Annotated in this window: 15 protein-coding genes and 1 tRNA gene; 6 read left to right on the forward strand and 10 right to left on the reverse strand. The window is 61.6% G+C overall.

What is annotated here, in order from left to right; genetic code table 11:
- Nucleotides 1-31 precede the first annotated feature (31 nt).
- The 3 genes from GBB14_RS07730 to GBB14_RS07740 all read left to right on the forward strand — a co-directional run bounded on the left by GBB14_RS07730 (nt 32) and on the right by GBB14_RS07740 (nt 3,543).
- On the forward strand, nt 32-922 hold the full coding sequence (locus GBB14_RS07730) for an ABC transporter permease (protein WP_151529085.1): 891 nt from the start codon (nt 32-34) through the stop codon (nt 920-922).
- Nucleotides 923-2,536: an ABC transporter ATP-binding protein gene (locus GBB14_RS07735; RefSeq protein ID WP_151529086.1), complete on the forward strand. Its 1,614-nt coding sequence runs from the start codon at nt 923-925 to the stop codon at nt 2,534-2,536.
- 77 nt (nt 2,537-2,613) lie between these two features.
- A complete protein-coding gene (locus tag GBB14_RS07740; protein WP_151529087.1) occupies nt 2,614-3,543 on the forward strand; it encodes an alpha/beta hydrolase in 930 nt (309 codons plus the stop codon).
- 43 nt (nt 3,544-3,586) lie between these two features.
- Here the strand turns inward: GBB14_RS07740 and GBB14_RS07745 are convergent, their stop codons facing one another.
- From GBB14_RS07745 to pepN, 4 genes are all read right to left on the reverse strand, one after another.
- Nucleotides 3,587-4,654: a mechanosensitive ion channel family protein gene (locus GBB14_RS07745; protein ID WP_151529088.1), complete on the reverse strand. Its 1,068-nt coding sequence runs from the start codon at nt 4,652-4,654 to the stop codon at nt 3,587-3,589.
- 86 nt (nt 4,655-4,740) lie between these two features.
- A complete protein-coding gene (locus tag GBB14_RS07750) occupies nt 4,741-5,511 on the reverse strand; it encodes a CPBP family intramembrane glutamic endopeptidase (protein WP_192796117.1) in 771 nt (256 codons plus the stop codon).
- A gap of 220 nt (nt 5,512-5,731) precedes the next feature.
- Complete coding sequence (locus GBB14_RS07755; RefSeq protein ID WP_151529258.1) at nt 5,732-7,006, reverse strand: TIGR04053 family radical SAM/SPASM domain-containing protein; 1,275 nt, start codon at nt 7,004-7,006, stop codon at nt 5,732-5,734.
- A gap of 188 nt (nt 7,007-7,194) precedes the next feature.
- The gene (pepN, locus tag GBB14_RS07760) at nt 7,195-9,801 is read right to left on the reverse strand and encodes an aminopeptidase N (RefSeq protein ID WP_151529090.1); all 2,607 of its coding nucleotides are present in this window, start codon (nt 9,799-9,801) and stop codon (nt 7,195-7,197) included.
- A gap of 109 nt (nt 9,802-9,910) precedes the next feature.
- On the opposite strand from pepN, the gene GBB14_RS07765 reads away from it, so the two are divergent.
- On the forward strand, nt 9,911-10,555 hold the full coding sequence (locus GBB14_RS07765; protein ID WP_151529091.1) for a DsbA family protein: 645 nt from the start codon (nt 9,911-9,913) through the stop codon (nt 10,553-10,555).
- Nucleotides 10,556-10,588: 33 nt separating this feature from the next.
- Here GBB14_RS07765 and GBB14_RS07770 read toward each other — a convergent pair whose 3' ends face one another.
- A complete protein-coding gene (locus GBB14_RS07770) occupies nt 10,589-10,909 on the reverse strand; it encodes a hypothetical protein (protein WP_151529092.1) in 321 nt (106 codons plus the stop codon).
- A gap of 151 nt (nt 10,910-11,060) precedes the next feature.
- Nucleotides 11,061-12,056: a DUF1524 domain-containing protein gene (locus tag GBB14_RS07775; RefSeq protein WP_225976653.1), complete on the reverse strand. Its 996-nt coding sequence runs from the start codon at nt 12,054-12,056 to the stop codon at nt 11,061-11,063.
- 36 nt (nt 12,057-12,092) lie between these two features.
- On the opposite strand from GBB14_RS07775, the gene GBB14_RS07780 reads away from it, so the two are divergent.
- A complete protein-coding gene (locus tag GBB14_RS07780) occupies nt 12,093-12,557 on the forward strand; it encodes a ribose-5-phosphate isomerase (RefSeq protein WP_151529094.1) in 465 nt (154 codons plus the stop codon).
- Nucleotides 12,558-12,641: 84 nt separating this feature from the next.
- On the opposite strand, the gene GBB14_RS07785 is transcribed toward GBB14_RS07780, so the two are convergent.
- On the reverse strand, nt 12,642-13,427 hold the full coding sequence (locus tag GBB14_RS07785) for a DUF1542 domain-containing protein (protein ID WP_151529095.1): 786 nt from the start codon (nt 13,425-13,427) through the stop codon (nt 12,642-12,644).
- Between the two features lie 125 nt (nt 13,428-13,552).
- Entirely contained in the window at nt 13,553-13,765 is a 213-nt protein-coding gene (locus GBB14_RS07790) for an AlpA family transcriptional regulator (protein ID WP_151529096.1), read from the reverse strand.
- A 100-nt stretch (nt 13,766-13,865) separates the two neighbouring features.
- Here GBB14_RS07790 and GBB14_RS07795 point away from each other — a divergent pair.
- Nucleotides 13,866-13,937 (forward strand) — tRNA-Gly (locus GBB14_RS07795).
- A gap of 59 nt (nt 13,938-13,996) precedes the next feature.
- Here the strand turns inward: GBB14_RS07795 and GBB14_RS07800 are convergent.
- Nucleotides 13,997-14,818: a MerR family transcriptional regulator gene (locus GBB14_RS07800; protein WP_151529097.1), complete on the reverse strand. Its 822-nt coding sequence runs from the start codon at nt 14,816-14,818 to the stop codon at nt 13,997-13,999.
- Between the two features lie 274 nt (nt 14,819-15,092).
- On the reverse strand, nt 15,093-16,769 hold the full coding sequence (locus GBB14_RS07805; RefSeq protein WP_151529098.1) for an ABC transporter family substrate-binding protein: 1,677 nt from the start codon (nt 16,767-16,769) through the stop codon (nt 15,093-15,095).
- Between the last annotated feature and the right edge of the window lie 34 nt (nt 16,770-16,803).

Raw genomic sequence — 16,803 nt, forward strand, 5'->3', positions numbered from 1 at the left:
CGGCCGCCCCCGCCACCGAAGAGGAGACACGATGACGACAATCACCGCACAGCACCCCGCAGCCGATTCAACCGCTGCCCCTCACCAGTCCTCGTCCACTGCCGACGTGGCCCGCGTCGTGGCCCGCGGTGCGAGCACGCTCAGCACGGCCCTTGCGGGTATTTTTCTCCTGCTCATGATCAGTTGGGCCGCCCTGCCGGGGATCTTCGCTCAGGCCGACCCGCTGGCAGTAACCTCGCAGTCGCTGCAGCCGCCATCGGCGGAGCACTGGTTTGGCACCGACGCCACCGGCCGTGATGTCTACGCCCGCGTGGTCTACGGCGCCCGTCATTCCCTGGCGGGAGCGTTGATCGCCGTGCTCGTGGGCGTGATCGTCGGCACCGCCATCGGCGTGCTCGCCGGCGCCCGCGGCGGCTGGGTCGAAACCGTGCTCATGCGTGTGGTGGATGTGCTGCTGGCCATCCCGGCTCTGCTGTTGAGCCTGTCCATAATCATTATCGTGGGCTTTGGCACGATCAACGCCTCGATCGCGGTGGGAGTGACCACCGTGGCCATGTTCGCCCGCCTCGCCCGCTCGCAGGTGCTGAGCGTGATGCAGGCCGACTATGTGGAGGCGGCTTTCGGTGCTGGGGCTAGTTTTCCCCGCGCCTTGCTCCGGCATGTTCTGCCCAACTCGCTCACCCCAGTGATCGCTCTGGCGGCGCTGCAATTCGGCAGCGCCATCCTCCAAATCTCCACCCTAGGCTTCCTCGGCTATGGCGCCACCCCACCCACACCCGAGTGGGGTCTGCTCGTCGCCGACGGACGCGACTATGTGGTCACCGCGTGGTGGCTCACCGTCCTTCCTGGCCTCATCGTGGTGTTCACGGTGCTCGCCGTCACCCGGCTCAGCCGACTCGTGCACAGAAAGGTTGCGATCTAGATGTCTGATACTCCGCTACTTTCCATCGATGGCCTCAGCGTCTCCTATGGGAACACTCCCGCCATTTCGCTTATCGACGCCACCCTGCAGGCTGGCGAAACCTTGGCCATCGTGGGTGAGTCCGGCTCCGGTAAAACCACCACGGCGCAGGCCATCGTGGGGCTTTTAGGGGATAACGCCCGCATCACCCATGGCTCGATCACGCTCTGCGGGGAAGAGCTCGTGGGGCGTGAGGAGCGCTTTCTCCGCACCATCCGCGGCCGGCGCATCGGATTGGTACCGCAGGATCCCACTAATTCCTTCAACCCGGTGCACACCATCGGCGAAACGATCGCCGAGGCAATCGCTATTCATAACCCGCGCGGCGCCACTCGGCAGCGGGTGGTGGAGCTCTTGGACAAGGTGGGGGTGGATCGACCCGAGCTGCGCTATGGCCAATATCCGCACGAGCTCTCGGGTGGGTTACGCCAGCGCGCGCTCATCGCCGCCGCCATCGCCGGCGAACCGGAGCTCATCATCGCCGATGAGCCCACTTCGGCGCTGGATGTGACGGTGCAGGATGTGGTGCTCGATGTGCTGGCCGAGATGACCCGCGAGCTCGGGGCCGGCGTGCTGCTCATTACCCACGATCTCGCGGTGGCGGGCGATCGCGCGGATCGCATCATGGTGATGAATAAGGGACAGGTGGTGGAGTCCGGCACCTCCGCGCGAGTGATGGGTGCCCCGCGGGAGGACTACACCCAGCGGCTCATCTCTCATGCGCCCTCACTGAATAGCCCCACCACGCCTGCGGCAGTAGAGCCGACAGAGACCTCCCCCTTGCTGCGCGTGGAGCGGCTCTCGAAGAGCTTTCCGGGGGTGACGGCCGTGGATGATGTCTCCTTCGAGGTCGGCCGCGGCACCACGCACGGGCTGGTGGGCGAGTCGGGGTCGGGGAAAACCACGATCGGGCGCATCATCTCCATGTTCCACACCCCCTCTGCGGGCCAGGTGCTCCTCGGTGATGCCTCGCTCAGCGATGCCTCGCCCGCGCAGGTGCGCGCGCTGCGCCGGCGGGTGCAGCTGGTCTATCAAAACCCCTATTCCTCCTTCGACCCGCGGTTGAGCCTGGGGGAGTCGGTGGCGGAGCCGCTGCGCAACTTCGGGCACGTGCGGCGGCGGCGGGAGCGGCAGGACCATGTGGAAGAGGCCTTCAGCAAGGTGCACCTCGATCCCGCCTTGGCGTATCGCCGCCCGCGGGAGCTCTCCGGCGGGCAGCTGCAACGCGCCGCGATCGCCCGTGCCCTCGTGGTGCGCCCCGAGCTCATCGTGCTTGATGAGGCGGTCTCCGCGCTCGATGTGACGGTGCAGGCCCAGATTCTCGAAACCTTGCACGATCTCCAAGAGGAGCTGGGGCTGACCTATGTGTTTATTTCCCACGACCTCGCGGTTGTGCGCGCTATTTCCTCCACGGTGTCGGTGATGCAACGCGGACGCCAGGTGGACTATGGACCGGTGGCCGAGGTATTCGACAACCCCTCCGATGATTTCACCCGCAGGCTGGTGCACGCCATTCCCGGGCGGGTGCTCCGCGCCCGTTTGGAGGAGCAGCGCTATGTGCACTACGTGATTTAAGCCGCGCTAGCAGCACCACGTGTGCTGCTGCGGCTAGGCTTAAACACTCGAGGGCGGCGTCGAGAAGCGCGGCACGTGTGAAGAACAAGGATGTGTGGCGAGAGTACCCAATGATCAACGGTGTGATCACTCACGATGGAATCAGAACCCGCACCTATCACTGGCCGGCCGCCAAGCCGCGCCAGGTGGTGCAGATCGTGCATGGCATGGCCGAACACGCAGGCCGCTACGATGAGCTGGCGCAGTTTCTGAATAGCAACGATATTGCGGTGGTGGCCCATGATCATCGCGGCCATGGACCCGAGGCCGTCACCAGCGGCGTGCTCGGCCACTTCGCGGATGAGAATGGCTGGTCGCGCGTAGTGGAGGACATCTCCTTGGTGCGCACGCATTTCCAGCGCACCTACCCAGATGTGCCGTGGATTATGCTCGGCCACTCCATGGGGTCTTTCGCCACCCGTGACTACCTCACCCGCGGCTATCAGCCCCTCGCGGGGGCGATTCTCGTGGGTACTGGCCGGTGGCCGTGCTATGCCTCCCCGGGTCTGCTGCTGGCCTCTGCCCTGGCCGAGCGGAAACCGCGGTGCACGGCACACCTGCTCAACAACCTGGTTTTTGCCGGCTATAACAAGGGCTTCGAGCGTCGCACCAGTGTGGACTGGCTCTGTTCCGATCCTGCGGTGGTGGATAGCTATCGCGCTGATCCGCTGTGCGGCTTCGTGCCTACTAATCAATTCTTCGCCGATTTTCTCAGCGCTCATAGGCGGGTAAATACTCGCGCCACGTTTAGCGCCACCCCTCGCGACCTGCCCATTCTGGTGGTCTCTGGGGCCAAGGACCCGGTAGGCGGGGCTACCGGAGCCACCCAAGTGGCTAATCGCTACGATGCCGCGGGAGTCGACCGCGTCAGCGCCGTGGTGTACCCGGGTAAGCGACACGAAATCCTGCAGGAAACAAATAAGCAGCAGGTCTATGAAGACCTGCTGCTGTGGATATCTACTCTCTGATAAACCGTGGCACCACGCCACAGCGAGAGTAGAGCCAAGGTGACTAATCGAGGCCCGCTGGGGCGCCAGGTGCGCCGAAACCATAACCAAAACGGTAGGGAGCGTGGATATCGGCAGCGTGCATGGCCTTCATAATCTCGGCCGTCATGGCGCGCTCCACCGCCCATTTCTTAGCCGGCATCACCTTGATATTCACGCGCACCACCATGTGGTCCACATTGAACTTGGAGATGCCCGCCAACTCGGGATCACCCAGAATATCGGCGCGGTATTCCTCGGCGGCAGCAGAGCGCTGCACAGTGTCGAAGATGGTCTTTTGCGCGGCATCAACATCTGCAGACAGCGACACGGGGATTTCAATTCGCGCGATGGAGTAGCCCTGGGAATAGTTACCCACCGAGAGAATCTCGCCGTTGCGCACGAACCAGAGCACACCGTCCACATCGCGCACGGTGGTCACACGCAGCGACACATCCTCCACATCGCCGGCGACATCGCCGACGGAGATGGTATCGCCCACGCCGTACTGGTCCTCGATCATCATGAAGATGCCGGAGAGGAAGTCCTTGACCAGCGCCTGGGCGCCGAAGCCGAGGGCCACACCCACAACACCAGCGGAGGCGATCAGCGGGGTCACATTCACGCCCACCTCATCGAGGATCGCGAGCGCCGCCCACACCCACACCACGATGGACACGGCCGAGCGCCCCACCGTGGCGAGAGTCATCATGCGCGCTTCACGACGCTGCGCTCGAGCTTTATCCTGAGCGGCAAGCTGTTGGCGAAGCAGCTCGGCCTTTTTCGGATCATCTTCCTCTTCGGCGGGATCATTGTGGGCGGAACTAAACCCGATCTTGGAGCGCTTATCACTGGCGGCGTTCTCGGACACCTTAGTGATGAGCTTACGGAGGAAATAGTTAAGGGCGATCGCCACGATCACAATGATGACAATGTGGATCGGCTTGGAAATCAGCCACTCTTGCACCAGTGGCTGATCCCACCACGAGCCGATGGTATCGACAGTGGTATCCACCGTGGACGTCATTGCCGCCTGTACGAGCGTATCGGGGGGCAAGGTCAAAGAGTTGGGGTAGGAAATCTCTGTATTCACGACGAACCACCATAGAGGAGGTGTTCGCCTAACACCAGATGGGTGAGAATTAAGTGAGTTGCGTCCCGCACAGTATCTGATGGGTGCTAACCGTGGGCCTTTTTCAACCAGCGAAGTCCGATGAAGAGGAGGGGAGAGACCAACACGAGCTGCAGGAGAGCACCGAAGATCGTAATATCCTCGAGCCTTGTGTCTGGCAGGACGTAAATGCTGGTAAAGCTACCGAGCACATTGAACACTAAGTGGCCGATGATAGGCACCCACAGGTTTTGAGTATGCAGCATCAGTGCTCCGAGGAAGATTCCCAGCGCGAAGGTGTAGAACACTTGGCTAAAGGTGCCGATGATTATTTCGGGGTAACGCGTCAGGTTGGCAAGGTGGGTCAGTCCAAAGAACACGGCGCTGAAGATGACGGCACGGGTAGGTGGGAACGTGGAGTTGTTGAGTAGGATGTGCAGGATTATGCCGCGGAAGATGACTTCCTCAAAGAACGCTGTGGCAGCCGTTATGAGAACGAAGAACATAAGGCGCTTCATAGCCCCCTCACTTTGCTGCGCGGTGGGTTCCTCTGTGAAGAGTATATTCACCACGAGGAACGCTGCCGATACTGCGAAGAGTGGCCAGCCGAGACACAACGGATCCTTGGCGTGGAAGCCAGCTGGGGAGACAAGTTTGCCGAGTCTCAACCACCACAGACCGCCAGCCGCCACGATGAGCGGAATAACATAAGCTAAGAGGGCTGGACCGGTGTTAATTGCGGGTTTACCAGTCACAACACTTCCCAAGTAGAGGCTTAGAAGGGCAATGGCAACAACGCCGAAGCTAGCCAAAAGCGGGCGCTGCGAGAGTGTCTTCATGGTGTCCTTTCCGGGCACGGGGGTCGCACGGGATGGGCAACCCTGGTGGAAACTATTTGTAGCGGGAGAGCATGACGCATTCCCAATGCACAATGAATCCATTAGTGGCCGAAAAGTGACTTTTTTAAGATTGTCTCATAAAGGGAGTCCATAGCCCCATGAGACATGGGATGTCTTTAGCCTAGTCTCAGGTGAGCTGTGAGAAAGATCTCTCTCATTCTTAGGGCGTTGCTGACGCAGTGAGCTCGGAAGCGGCCTTCGTGTCGTGGGCAGGGGAGTGGCTGCGTAGCGCTTCGGCTCCGATGAGTTTTTCCAGCGCTGCCCGATCTACGCCGCAATCGTGGGGATGCTCCTCCGCCCACGCCGGCGGAATATAGGCGCAGGTGGGGTCGGAGGCGCGGTAATCGCCGGTGAGCGCATAGGCGGTGGAACGCGAGCCGCCGCAGACGGAGTGGAAATCACAGACCGAGCACTTGCCGTGCCAGTGGTCGGGATCGCGCAATGCTTGAAAGGCTTCTGAGTTGGCGTAAATATCGTGGAAGTCGCGCTCTTTCACATTGCCGCAGTGCATGGGCAAAAATCCGCTTGGATACACATCGCCCACATGGTCCACGAAAGCGAAACCAGAGCCGGAGTTCACCGCCATCGGGGCGCGGGGGCGACGCGGCGCGGCGGGGTACTTGCCAAGAAGCTCGGTGGTGAGCTCGGTGAGCTCGCGGTACAACGGGCCGCCCTCATAGCTGGGGCGTCCCTCTTCCTTCGCCTGCTGGGCCTGCAGTACGACGCGCCGATACTGCGGTGCCTCCGTGGTTTTAATGGCAATGCGATTTGATACATCATGTAGCCAGTGCAGGGCGTCTTCGCGCTCCTGAGGCGAGAGGGAGTTCAACGCTGCGCCGCGGCCAGTAGGCACGAGGAAAAAGACGTACCACATCTTCGCCCCCATATCGATAACCCGTTTGAGCAGGTGTGGGGCTTCGTGGATATTGGACTTCGTGAGCGTGGAATTGATCTGCAAACGATAGCCCAGCTCAGTAATGATGGGGGCCATCTCGACGGTCTTTTCGAAGGTGCCGGAGAAACCACGGAAGGCGTCATGCGTCTCTGGGAAGGCGCCATCGAGCGACATGGACATGGCCTTGCCGCCCGCCTCGCGCAGCGCGCTAATGCGTTCGCGGGTGAGCTTCGGGGTGACCGAGGGTGAGAGCGAGATGCTCAGCCCCAAGGACGTGCCATAGGCGGTGAGCTCTACCAGATCATCGCGCTCAAAAGGATCGCCACCGGTGAGCACCACCAAAGGACGGGGATGCTCATACGCGGCGAGGCGCTCCAGCAGTGCCTTGCCTTCGGCCGTGGTGAGCTGGCCAGGAGCGGCGTGATGCTGGGCATCGGCGCGGCAATGCTTGCACACCAAGGCGCAGGCGCGGGTGACCTCCCAGATAACAATGAACGGCTTCTGGTTGATGTCGTGGCGGACCGTGCGCACAACCGGCATGCGATGCTTCACAGTGCTGAGCTCCCTCTCGTCTTCGGCGATCGTGCCCTCCGAGCAGCATCAGCGCCCAGAAAACACAGGCACCTTCAAGATTAAGACAGCACAGCCGCGCCGCGCCAACAGAAACGGCCCCTGAGCTGGGAGATATTGACCACCCTCTGCTTAGTGGCGCCTAAGATTGGCGGGGTTTATCGCCGCTCTCCAGCGCGTGCATCCACCTCGCGGTTACGCAATGCTCGCTGCTGCGCATCGACGTTTTCTGCCACCAAACGGGCCAAGGCGCTCGGAATATCCGCATCCAATAGCTGCGTGGAGCGCTCGATGCCCTCAGCGCTGATATCCCAGCTGGGGTAGATGCCCTCGAGCAGCGGCTGGGCGGTCTCATTCGGCAGATCGGCCCACAGCTGCGGGGCGAGCTCAACGAAACGCTCGTTGAATTGCTCCAAGTTCGGCGCCGAGCCCGCAAAGAGCAAGCCTTCGAGAGTGTGGCGTAGCTCGAGGTTCGAGATCTCGCCGGCCGCGGTGCTGAGGCGCTCGTATACCTGGGCCTTGTTCTCTGCGGTATTGATGGCCGCTGCGGCGCGCCACGCCGACTTCTGGCCCGAGCCGGTGGCATCGCGCTCGCGCTCTGCGGCGATGGCGGCCTCTGGGTCCGCGATATCGCCGCGGGCGATCAAGGCTGTCAGGGCGCTCCAGCGGATATTGCTATCCACCTCCAGCTCCGGCACCGTGCACGTGCCCTCGAGGATGGAGCGGAAGAATGCGGCTTCGTTATCCCCGAACTCCACCTGGGCCAGCGCCTTGAAGAAGGGCAGCTGGGCATCAGTGCCGGCAGCGAGGTCGTGGGGCTGCGAGAGGGCGTCGAAAAGCGTGCGGGCAAAGGCCTGCTTGCCTTCCTGCTCTGCCCACTCCGGATCGGCGTAGGAACGCAGGGTGATGCGCGCCTGCAGCAAGATGCGCTCCAGCACGGCCAACTCGGTCTCGGAGGTGATACCGCGCTGCACGAGTGCGAGGAAGTCGCGGGCCGGCATACGGCCATCGCGCGTCGCCTGGCTGGCGGCCGACCAGCACAGTGCCCGCGCCATGGAATCCTCGATGGCGTCGATATGCTCGCCAATAAAAGCCAAGCTCTGCTCATCGGCTTCGTAGAGGCAGTAGGTGAGATCATCGTCATTGACCAGCACCAGATCTGCCTCCGGGGTGCCGATGAGATCCGTCACCTCGGTGCGCTCGCCGTCCACATCCAGCTCAATGCGCTGGGTGCGCACCACAGCGGAATCCTGGAGGTTGTAAAGGCCCACGGCAAGGCGGTGAGTGCGGGTCTCGCCAGCGCCGGGGGTGGCTCCGGACTGCACGATGGCAAAGGAATCGTAGACGCCATCGCTGCTCGTGGACTCCACTGAGAAGGAGTTGATGCCGGTGGTCTTCAACCACTGGCTGGACCAATCCGACAGATCGCGTCCCGAGGCCTCCTCCAAAGAGGCGAGCAGATCATCGAAGGTGGCATTGCCGAAAGCATGGCGCGCGAAGTGGCGGCGCACTCCGGCGAAGAACTCCTCGCGCCCGACATAGGCCTGCAGCTGCTTCAGCACCGAGGCGCCCTTGGCGTAGGTAATGCCGTCGAAGTTCTGCTCCACGGTCTCAATATCGGAGGCATCTGTGGAGATCGGGTGCGTCGAGGGCAGCTGATCCTGGCTATAGGCCCAGGACTTCTCCACAAAGGCGAAGGTGGTCCACGCCGTGTCATAGCGGGTTTCCTCAGCCTGGGAGATCGCCGCGGCCCAGGTAGCGAAGGACTCGTTGAGCCACAGATCGTCCCACCATTCCATGGTCACGAGATCGCCGAACCACATGTGGGCCATCTCGTGCAGGATGGTATCGGCGCGGCGCTCGTACATGTAGTGCGTCACCTGGGAGTCGAAGACGTACTCGTCGCGGTGGGTCACGCATCCGGCGTTTTCCATGGCGCCCATGTTGAACTCGGGCACAAACACTTGGTCGTACTTGCCAAAGGGGTAGGCGACGCCGAAGTTGCGGTGGTAGAAATCGAAGCCCTGCCGGGTCTCGGTGAAGATGCGCTCAGCATCCAACGAGTCCGCCAGCGAGGCGCGACAGTACAGGCCCATCGGGATCTCCAGATCGGTGGGCTGATCGGCAGGGGTTTCTGGGTGGTGGGTGAGCGTGCCCGTCCAGGTCTCCCGTACTTCGTGATAGGGGCCGGCACACACCGCAGCGATATAGGTGGAGATCGGATAGGGGAAGTCCGCCGTGTGTACGCGCTTTCCTTCGGACTCGGTGCAGGTGGTCTCTCCATTGGTGATCACAATCCAGTCCTGCGGGGTGACGGCGCTGAGGCGATAGGTGGCCTTGAGATCGGGCTGGTCGAAGCAGGCATAGACCCGCTTGGCATCGGCGGTCTCGAACTGGGAGTACAGGTACACCTTGTCATCGGCCGGGTCCACATAGCGGTGCAGGCCCTGGCCGGAATGGGAGTAGGTGCAGTCGGCGTCGACCACGAGGGTGTGCTCGCCGACGCTCAGCTGCTTCAGCTGCAGCCCGTGCTCGGAGGAATACTCCGGTGTGAAGTCCTCGCCATCAAGGGACGCGGAATGGATGTGGGCGTCGCGGAGATCGATGAAGCTATCACCCGCCTCCTTCACCGTGAAGTGCACTGTGGTGGTGGAGCGGAAAGTCTCGTCGGAGGTGGTCAGATCGAGCGCGATGTCATAGTGCTCGGTCTGTAGCATGGCCGCGCGGGCGCGCGCTTCATCTCTGGTTAGGTTCACACTTGTCATGCGCACCACAGTAGTAGCGTGACGCAGATCGCGTTGTCGGCGGGGTATGTGGGTGTTGCATGGAGGCTGCGCAGAGCCGGCGGCGCGTTGTGCATTAGCATGGGCGGGCATGAACGATAAGCGCTCTATTACTTTCTATTTCGATGTCACCTGTCCCTTCTGCTGGATTACCTCCCGCTGGATCAAGGAGGTAGAACAGGTCCGCGATATCAGCGTCAACTGGCAGCCCATGAGCTTGGCAGTCCTCAATGAGGGCCGCGATGAGCTGCCCGAGGACTACAAGGAGATGATGAAGGCCACCTGGGCGCCTGCCCGTGTATTCGTCGCCGTGGCAGAGCAGCACCCAGAGAAACTCGACGCGCTCTACACCGCCATGGGCACCCGCATTCACCACGGTGGGGAGATCACCGTTCGCGGCTACCATGCCGCCGACGAGGTGATCGCGGCGTCCCTCGCCGAGGTGGGGCTTCCGGCTGAGCTGCTCGACGCCGGCCACACCGACAGCAATGATGATGCCCTCCGCGCCTATCAACAGCGCGCCATGGACAAAGTGGGCGACGAGGTGGGCACCCCCGTCATCGAACTCGGCGATGTCGCCTTCTTCGGCCCGGTGCTCACCCGAGTGCCGCGGGGCGAAGAGGCAGGGCAGCTATTCGACGCCTCCTGCACGCTCGCCGGCTACCCTTACTTCTTCGAGCTCAAGCGCTCCCGCACCGAAGGGCCGCAGCTCGACGATCGTGGTGGGCGCGCTTAGGTGGCGTGTTTAAATCGCGCTGAGGCGGCGCGATCAGAAGAACAGCGAGCCAAAGCCTAAGGCGATCAGATTAATCACGATGAAGATGCCGATGATGCCGGCCATGGTTCGCCACCACGGGCGGGCCTCATCGTCTCCAGCAGCGGCACTATCCGCAGCAGCGGGCGCAGGGCTGGGGGAGTGGTCCGCTCTCGGCTCTGCGGCAGCCTGCAGCTCCTCCGTGCGGGGAAACTGGGTGTTTTCGTCTGCGAGAAAACACGGCACACTCTGAGTGGCGGGAAGGCTATGCGCGGGATTGTGCATCGAGGACAGATCATGGTGCACCCCGCTGGGGCCGTGCGTGCTGGCCAACATGAATCCTCTCTGCGTCCTCTGTGCTGCTCATAACGGCACATGATGTGTTCTCTCTCAACCCTACCCACCGTGTGCAGCGGGAAGAAACCCCACGACAACAAGACCGCGGCCCTATCTGGAGCACGTCCCGCCCCTGCGTATAAAGCGGCTGCTATTCGCAGGCGATGCCGTCATTATCGCCATCAAGGCCCGGCCGATAACCAGGCTCGCCGCGCAGCAGCGGTGCCATACCGCGCGCCCGTGCCTCCGCACAGTTACGCACATACTCCGTTGCCCCGGCCGGGGCTGCGGGAATGTGTTCGGTGTCTGGCGCTGGGGCCGGCGCGGTGTCCTGCGCCGGTGGGGTGGCGGGCTGTGCGGGCACAGTAGATGTAGGGTGTGCGTCGCCGGCAGGACACTGCCGCAGAATGCGCTCCATCGCCGCTTTCTCCGGCGGCGTCACCCATAGCGCATAGGCGTGTTTGACCTCGATCTGGGAGCGCACATAAGAACAACGGAACGAGGAGTTCTTCGGCAGCCACGTCGCAGCATCTCCAGCCCCTTTTTGCTGGTTTTGCCACCCACTAACAGCCAGTAAGTTACGGGGATCATTGGCAAAGTTGCGCCGAGTGTCCGGTGAAAGCTGCTGCGCCCCAGTCTGCCACGCATTCGACAGTGCCACGACGTGATCGATTTGAACCTCGGCGGAGCGCTCGCCGCGCTCAAAATCCATCCACTCGCCGGTGTAGGGATCCAGCAGCTGCCCCTGTAGCACCACGCAGTCCCGGGTATTCGGTTTGAGAGTGGTCTCCACCAGGTCGCGGCGCAGAATATCGTTGCGGGTATCGCAGCCATTGTGGCCATACTCCACAGTCACATCATCGCTCCAGCGCTGGCCAAACTGCTCGCGGCTATAGCCGGTGGTGGGGGCGCGGCCCTTAACCTCCAGCTGATCCAGCAGTGCCGCAGCCGCGACGGCCTCGGCGGGCAGCTCGCCAGCTGTGTTGGACTCTGGCGTGGTTTCTGTGGCGGCCGGTGTGCTCTCTGTGGTGCTCTCGGTAGCGGAAGAGCCGGGCGCCGATGAGGTGGAGAAGCGCTCTATCTCCGCATCGGTGGAACATCCTCCGAGCAGAAGGGCAACACAGAGCGTTGCCAGAGTTTTCTTCACGGCTGAGGACCTCACTTTTCGTCTACACTGAACGCCATGCGCGTTTATCTCGGAGCGGACCATGCTGGGTTCGACATGAAGAACATTATTGCAAGCCATCTCGAGTCCAAGGGGCACGAGGTGATCGACTGTGGTGCTCACACCTACGATGCGGCTGACGACTATCCCGCTTTCTGTATCGAGGCTGCACAGCGCACCGTGAACGATCCGGGTTCGCTCGGCATCGTCCTCGGTGGTTCCGGTAATGGCGAGCAGATCGCCGCCAATAAGGTGCCGGGCGCGCGCTGCGCGCTAGCGTGGTCCGTGGAGACCGCTCGCTTGGCTCGCGAGCACAATAACGCCCAGCTCATTGGCCTCGGCGGTCGTATGCACACCGAGGAGGAGGCCCTGTCTATCGTGGATGCCTTCCTCGATCAGGAATGGTCCCAAGAGGATCGCCACCAGCGGCGTATCGATATCATCGCCGACTACGAAAAGACCGGCGTGGCCCCCGAGGCATAAAGACGAGGCCTAAAGACACAGAACAACCCCGAGCGTGATGCTCGGGGTTGTTCTGCTTAGCAGGGCTGTGGCGCGGCGCTGGGCCTAGAAATCAAAATCGAAGCCGCCGCCGTCGAAGATGCCCCCATCGCCGCCGTCGAAGAAGCCGCCGTCATCGCCCATATCGGCGCCGTCTCCCATTTCGCCTGCGTCACCTGCGTCACCGAAGTCGTCGCTGCCCTCCGCGGTGCCATCAGCGAACTGGTCCGCGCCATAGTGCACTCCCGACATCCCCGAGAACAAGGCAGAGAACATCATGACGGAGCCGGCCGTCCACATGCCGGTGGCAAGCGCAGGGCCCCACCATGCGCTGGAGTACCAGCCGGCTGGAACGGGGCGGCCTGCGACAGTGCCGCCGGGGTAATAGTGCGGAGTATCCGCGCTAGCGTGCGGAGAGGCAGAAATGGTGCTGTTCTCATGCTGGATGGTACGCGGCTCGGTCACCTTACCGGCGGCGCGCTGGCCCTCCAGCGGCGGCAACTCTGGCCCTGCGGGCATATCCATGATCTCGCGGGCGGCATTGACATAGTGCAGGCCCTCCAAGGCAGATTCGCGGGCCAAGCGGGCCTGCTGTGGGGTATTCGCCGTGGAGATCTGCGAACTGGCTGCGTTATAGCGCTCCGAGGCATCCGCCAACGCCTGGGTAGAGGCGGCGTCCGAGCCAGTCAGCGACAGCACTTGGGAGCCGAGTCTTTCGATCCAGCGCCGCGCATCTGCCACGGCATCATCCATGTCCGTTTGCGTGAGCTTCTGGTTCTGGCCTTGCTGCACGCGGTTGATGAGAAACACAACGAGGACAATCGACACCGCAATTAAAATCCAAGCTGACACTGGGTTTTCACCTAAACTTTCTGCAGAGAGCATCCTTGAACAAGGGTTCACTGGAGAAAACGACGGAAACGGCTCAGAGGTTCCCGTGGGGGGTGCCGGCAGGACAGCCAGTGGTGCCGCTTCGGCTAGTTGGAGGAGCCGGACCTTTCCGCTACCCACTCGCGCACCACGGTGGAATCCCAGAGGGTGAGGCCATGGAGCTTCGTTACTGGCTTGGGGGCGCGGCCTCGGGTGGCATAACTGGTGAACGTGCCACGGGCTGTGCCGGAGTAGTCCGCACATTCAGACGCAGTCCACAATTCGTGTCCAGTATCTTCATCAATGATTTTGGGGCGCATACCCCCAGCATACGCAGAGTGCACTTGTTCTGTCTGGTAACTAAGAAACACCCCTTTTTGCGTTGTGCGGAATCCATGCGCTAACATAACCCAGCACCAAGGGAACGTCGTATAGTGGCTAATACCTCAGCCTTCCAAGCTGAAGACGCGGGTTCGATTCCCGTCGTTCCCTCTCTAAATAATCTCCCGCGGTATCACCGACAGATACCGCGGGAGATTTTTTGTGCAGCCTTATACCTCGGCGCCGGGTTGAGGTGTGTCCTCCCACTCCACCGCGTCGATATCGATGCCGCGCTGGGTTGCCTGCTGCTCCACGCATGCCCGCAGGAAGGGCGCGGCGCCGCGATAGTAGGAGGCGAAGCGCTCATCAGCTTCGTACATGCGGGCGAGCAGCACCTGCTTGGCTAGGGTGCACTCGTAGTAGTGGCTGATGAGCTCAGCATGACGATCTACCAGTGCAGCCGCTGCGGGCGAGCTCGGGCTCACCTTTGCCTCCGCTGCCGCCACGAGATCCTCGACAAAGTCATCCATGTTCTTTTTCATGTGCGCCCAGCCGGCCTCATCCATGCTCTCGGCTGCGGCGCGGCTGGCCGACCATTCTGGGGTGTGGGACCAGCGCTGCTCCGCTTCATCCTGATGGCGCTCCCACTCGGCTTTCCAGGCAGCGGCGTCTCGCGCTAGGCGGGTAGTGGGGTCGGAATCTGTGTGAGACATTGAGTTCTCCTCGACTAGGTAGTCCAATAGGTTGTCCACTGCGCGCACTCGGGCGCGCAGCTGGGCTGCATCGGCGGCGAGATGGCGTCGTTGCGCGCGCAAGGAAGAACGCACTGCGGAAGGATCGTCCATAATTTCCGCCACTGCCTGCAAAGACATGCCAGTGGCACGAAAAATTAGGACCGCCATGCCGCGGTGCACATCGCGCAGGGTGTAGAGGCGATGATCAGCCCACGTGCGCTGGGTGGGGCTCAGCAGCCCAATCTGGTCCCAATAGCGCAGCGTGCGCGTACTCACCCCCAGAAGCTCGGCGACATCACCGGTTGTGAACTCGTCCATCTGCAGGTGTCCTTTCTTTGATCTTCACAGCGCGCCGCTGATGCGTGCGCCCGACTATCAGCATCGAGGTTGACGCGGCGTCAGACGCAAGCAAGCGCTTATTGACGCCATGAGCATGTCTATTCTCGCTCCATCCGAGACGGTGACGGGGCGGCTGTCGTGGACCTCTGAGAAGATCCGGAACGGGCCTACTGTCTCCAGTGCAATAAGAAACAGCGCCGAGCAGCTGGTGCTCGGCGCTGTGATACACAATCTAGGTCAGTAACGGGGTGGGTTACTCCTTGACCCAGCCGATGTTTTCGATTGGCACGTCACCGAAGGCCATGGGGCCAACGTTGGCCAGGCCGCTCTTGACGGCGGAGACACCGAGAGCGGTGTTGATCGGAAGGATGCCATAAAGGGCAAGTGCTTCCTTCTCCAGTTCATTGCTTCGCTTGATCTGCTCTTCGCGGGTCGGCAGCTTCTGCAGCTCTGCGATCTTCTCGTCCAGCTCCGGGGTGCCGGTGTTGGAGCGGTTCAGCTGAGAGTCAGAGCGATAGGTCTGGCCGAAGTACGCCACACCATAAGGATCGCTCGAGCTAAAGCCCATCGGGAAGATGTCGTAGTTCTTGCTCTGCAGGGTCTTGGAGAACTCAGAGCTCGGACGGACGTCGATAGAGATGTCGATACCGATATTCTTCAGCATCTGCTGGGTAGCCTGCGCGGAGGACTTCACGAGGTCAGACTCGCCCACGAGTACGTAGCGCAGAGTCAGTTTCTCGCCATCTTTCTCGCGGATACCATCGGCGCCCTCGGTCCAGCCAGCTTCGTCCAAGATTTGCTTAGCTTCCTCGGGGTGGTAGCCGGCAACAGCCTCGAAGTTATCTTCGTAGTCGTTTTGGAAGGGGTAGAAGATAAAGGAACCGGGGTTCTCCAGCTTCGCGGGCAGGCCCTGGTACCAGATATCCGCGAGCTGTTCTCGATCCAGTCCCTTAGCGAAGGCCTCACGTACCTTGATGTCCTTGAGAATGTCAGACTCGCCGTTGAGCAAGAAGAGGGTGTTCTTGGGGGCGCGTCCCACATAGATCTCGGTGTCGGCGAGATCCTTCACTGCCGCATACTCGGAGCGGGAGCTGGCGCTGACCGCGTCGATCTCACCATTCTTGAAGGCGTTGATCGCTGCTTGGGACTCCATCTGGCGCAGAACACGCTTTTCTAGCTTCGCGGTGTCGCCCCACCACTTCTCGTTGCGCACGAAGGTGGCATTTCCGTTCTGGAAGTCCACATCCTCAATCTTGAACGGGCCTGCGCCCCACTCGGGATGTACTTCCTTCAAATAGGAGTTGTAGTTATCTGGGTTCGCCAGCTCGGGGTGAGCGATGAAGTTGAAGAGGCCCTGCCACCACGGGTAGGTGCCCGCGAAGGTCACCACCGCCTCCTTATCGGTCTCGCCCTTTTCCACCGATGTGATCTGCTCGTATCCATCAGTAGAGCTAGGAGTGTAGGCTTCGTCCTTGCCTTCATTGATCTTCCACGTGGTCTCCCACGCGCGCCAGTCAATCGGGGTGCCATCGTTGAAGGTGGCGTCCTCGTTGATCTCATAGGTGAGCTTGGTCTTGCCGTCCTCTTCCTCCTCCTTCACATCGAGGATGTAGTTCGGATCGGTTGACCACTCGCCCTCAGGAGAGTAGTGGACGGTCATGGGGTTGTACCACGACCACACAATATTTGTATACAGCGTGCCGTCTGCGTGGAAGGGGTTTTGCTGCTCGGAAATCTCGCCGATAGCGGTGGTCAGGGTACCGCCGTCCTTGAGATTATCGCGGTCTTGCTCATTGAAGTCGGCGTCCGGGACCCCAGCTCCATCCGTAGTGGACACGGATCCAGAGCCATCGTCCCCGCAGGCAGCGAGTGCCAAGGCTGAGGCAGAGAGCACTGCCACCAACTTCTTGGTTGGGGTGTGTAATTTCATGGTGTCACTCATCTCTCTTGAGGGAATGTGAACT

It is taken from the genome of Corynebacterium sp. 51B (genome assembly GCF_008930785.1).
In the GTDB taxonomy this organism is placed as follows: Bacteria; Actinomycetota; Actinomycetes; order Mycobacteriales; family Mycobacteriaceae; genus Corynebacterium; species Corynebacterium megadyptis.